The 247-nt window shown below is 61.1% G+C and carries 1 protein-coding gene; it reads right to left on the bottom strand.

What is annotated here, in order from left to right; translation table 11 throughout:
- Positions 1-247: SAM-dependent methyltransferase (locus SB753_RS40115; RefSeq protein ID WP_410805557.1), on the bottom strand; the 247-nt coding region annotated here is incomplete at both ends.

The following is a 247-nucleotide window of genomic DNA, read 5'->3' on the forward strand; positions in this document are numbered from 1 at the left end:
ACTCGCCGCCGCCCAGCGCCGTTTCACCGCTGTTGTAATCGGTCGACGTGATGCCGTGATTCATCGCGATGCCGTCATCCGCGAGCAGGTCGTGAATCTTCTGGAAGTAGCCGGGCATATTCTTTCGGCCCACGTGCTCGAACATGCCGACACTCGTGATGCGGTCGAACTGCCCCTGGACGTCACGGTAGTCCTGCAGCCGGATTTCGATCTGGCCTTCGAGACCGGCTGCTTTCACGCGCTGCGT

Origin of the sequence: Paraburkholderia sp. SIMBA_053 (assembly GCF_046534895.1) — a bacterium.
In the GTDB taxonomy this organism is placed as follows: domain Bacteria; phylum Pseudomonadota; class Gammaproteobacteria; order Burkholderiales; family Burkholderiaceae; genus Paraburkholderia; species Paraburkholderia caledonica.